Origin of the sequence: Nocardia sp. NPDC058497, from assembly GCF_042720195.1 — a bacterium.
Lineage (GTDB): Bacteria > Actinomycetota > Actinomycetes > Mycobacteriales > Mycobacteriaceae > Nocardia.
In genome coordinates this window covers 1-2882 of sequence record NZ_JBHXMY010000688.1, presented here as the reverse complement: position 1 = coordinate 2882, position 2882 = coordinate 1, and the positions used below count along the sequence as shown (strand labels likewise).

Here is a 2882-nt window from a genome sequence, read left to right as displayed (position 1 = left end):
TCCCTGCTGCCCCGGGTACCCCGGCTGACCGGGCTGACCCGGGTATCCCTGCTGCCCCGGGTACCCCGGCTCACCGGGCTGTCCCGGCTGACCCGGATACCCCGGCTCGCCCGGCTGACCGAATCCGCCTGCGGGCCCACCGTACTGCGGGTATCCCGGCTCCGGCGTAAGTGCCGCCCCGACGACCGGTCCGCCGGTCACCACCCGGTACGCGTAAGTCGAGGCGATGATCGTCAGCGGCACCGTCACCAGCAGGCCGAGGCCACACAGCAGCGCGCCGACGATATTGATACCGAACAGCGCCAGCGCCAGCAGCAGCAACGGTCCGGCATTGCTGGATATCGCCGAAAAACTCGATTTGATCGCCGTGATCGCGTCCTGATCGCGATCGATCACGAACTGCATCGTCCACCAGGTGAAGAAGGCGATCACCAGACCCGGCAGGATGCACAGCACGAAACCGATTCCGGTCGCCAAACCGACCAGAATGCCCGCCAGGATCACCGCGCCGACATTTGTGAATTTGAAGAAATCACCGAATCCCGGCTTGCGCCCGTCGGTTTCGTGCAGCGCGCCACGCACGAACGCGGCGGAGATCAAATAGCCGATGACGGCGCTCACCACCGTGCCGATGAACTGCCAGATACCGAATCCGATGCTGAAGTCACCGTCGGCATCGGTATCGGTCGTAGTACCCAAACCGAACAGGAAGTTGATCGCCAGCTGGATGATGAACGCGATCAGCACGATGGCGACCCACACCACCGCATTGTTCTTGAATTTGTCCCACCCGTAACCGATGGCGTCGCCGACACCGAGTTTCGGCCCCGCCGGTGGATAACCGGGTTGCTGCTGTCCATACGTCATCCGAATCGCATCCCCTCACCTTGTGCGACGACCGAAGCCGCCGATATGAGTCTTCCGATCCGGCGCCACGGTCACGCCGACACCCCGATCATTTCACACCATCCACCCCACACCCGGTTTCGTCGACCAAACCCGGCGAACCGCGTTATCCGGTAGGCAAGCACGCCATTTCCTCGTATCCGGGACAGGTTGCGGCGATTTCGGATTCGCTGAATCACTCAGCTTCTGGCCCGCACTCCGGCATACTGGCCGGGTGCGGCCTGACCCAGCCCCCGATGCCAAGCCCCCCATCCTCCTCCTCCACGGCGTGTTCGGTCGGCCTTCCCTGCTGGAACCGTGGATCCAGTTCTTCGAGGCAGCCGGATTCCGCTGCCACGCACCCACCCTGCCCGGCCGTGACCCTACCGATGACGAAGTGCTGGCCCGAATCGGAATCGAAGACTGCTTCACCGTCGCCCTCGAGGCTTACGACCGACTCGACGAACCGGCGATCGTCATCGGCCACAGCATGGGTGGCCTGCTGACCCAGAGGATCGCAGCGGCCCGCATGCCGAGAGCGGCGGTGCTGCTCGCGTCGATCCCACCCGGGGTGCTCTGGCCGCAGCTTCGGGCGCTTCCGCACCTGTTCCCGGTGCTGCCGGCGGTCGTCGCGGGGAGGCCGTTCTTCCCCTCGGCGAAGACTATGCGAAGAGTTCCGCTGAATACCCTCTCCGCGGCCGAACAAGATGAACTGATCCCGCGTCTGGTCCGCGACTCGGGGCGGGTCTTCCGGGAGATGTCACTCGGCGCATCCTCCACCAGGGTGAAAGCGTCCGACGTCACGTGCCCCGTGCTGTGCGTCAGCGGCGGGGCAGATCGTAATGTCGCACAATGGATCTCGAAGCGGATCGCTGCCCGTTACGATGCCGAACATCAGGTTTATCCTGGCAAGCCGCATTGGATCATCGCGGAGTCCGCACTCGACGAGGTCGCACCGCCGGTGCTTGCCTGGCTGCAGAGAACTCTCAGCTTTGCCGACTAGCGTTGCGCGCCTGCGCCAGCTGACACCGCCGCGACTACGCGGCTACCCGCCGATGAGGCTGAACTTTGATCGGGTGTGGTGGTGTCAGCGATTGACGGGCAAGGTCAGCGCGGCGTCGATGGTGGCGTCGAGGAAGGCGAGAGTGTCGCGGCGGCGGGTCAAGGGGTTGCGGTAACCGCGGCGGCCCTCGGTGCCGTTGGTGCGCAGGTGCAGGCTTTCGGCGATGATGCGCTGCCAGCGCGGATCGAACGTCTTGTGGGCGTAGCGACCCGCACCGGATTTGGAGGTCATCGTTGCGGTGGCGAGAAGGTGGTGCAGTCGGCTCACGCCGAGCACGGCCCAGACCGGGAACCACGGACTGACCCCGAGGACGAGAGGCAGCGGGCGCAGCTGCCGGTTCTGTTCCCACCACGGCCGCCAGTAGACACGAAGGTTGCCGATGGTGTACTGGCGCAAGGCATTCGGGTCGGCCCACAGGTCGATGTCGGTCGGCTGCGGTCCACGCACGGTGATCCCGTGCCAGGCCAGCTCGCAGAACGTCACCGGGTTGATGCCGAACCGCCCAGCGGGTGTGAACCGATTCTCCTGGGCGCAAGGAACTTCGGAGCAGCCCCTCGGCCCGGCCGCGAGGTCGGCCCAGGTGAGAACCGCGCCGTCGAAATTCGGCGTCGGGAAGGCAGCCACCGTTCGGGCGTGCGCCTCAGCCAACGCCGCCATCTCCGGAGACCCTTCCTCCAAACGACGATCGGTCACCGCGACGAAGTCGATATCGCTGGCCGTCTGGAGTCGACCGCGCCCGGCGCCATGAGGTCGAAAGTCGCCCAAGGCCACCGATCCCACCAGGTAGAACCCGCTGACCAGCCCCGGCGCCAACGCGTCGACAGCGCTCAGAAACACCTGCACACTCCGCCCGACTTCGGCAGGCAGCACGTCGCTGGACATGCCAGCCAACCTACCGGCCGCGGCCGTACTCAACGAGCACACGGAAATACGT

The 2882-nt window shown here is 65.4% G+C and carries 3 protein-coding genes; 1 reads left to right on the top strand and 2 read right to left on the bottom strand.

The genetic code is table 11. From position 1 onward, the window contains the following. Window positions 1-867: collagen-like protein (locus ACFWPJ_RS29530; protein ID WP_378856296.1), on the bottom strand; the 867-nt coding region annotated here is incomplete at its 3' end. 253 nt (window positions 868-1120) lie between these two features. On the opposite strand from ACFWPJ_RS29530, the gene ACFWPJ_RS29525 reads away from it, so the two are divergent. Beyond that, a complete protein-coding gene (locus ACFWPJ_RS29525; RefSeq protein ID WP_378856294.1) occupies window positions 1121-1888 on the top strand; it encodes an alpha/beta hydrolase in 768 nt (255 codons plus the stop codon). Window positions 1889-1972: 84 nt separating this feature from the next. Here the strand turns inward: ACFWPJ_RS29525 and ACFWPJ_RS29520 are convergent, their stop codons facing one another. Further along, on the bottom strand, window positions 1973-2830 hold the full coding sequence (locus ACFWPJ_RS29520; RefSeq protein WP_378856292.1) for a hypothetical protein: 858 nt from the start codon (window positions 2828-2830) through the stop codon (window positions 1973-1975). Window positions 2831-2882: the final 52 nt, after the last annotated feature.

Coding starts and splice junctions, on each gene's coding strand:
- ACFWPJ_RS29520 (WP_378856292.1), bottom strand. CDS start 2,830: ATGTCCAGCGACGTGCTGCCTGCCGAAGTCGGGCGGAGTGTGCAGGTG.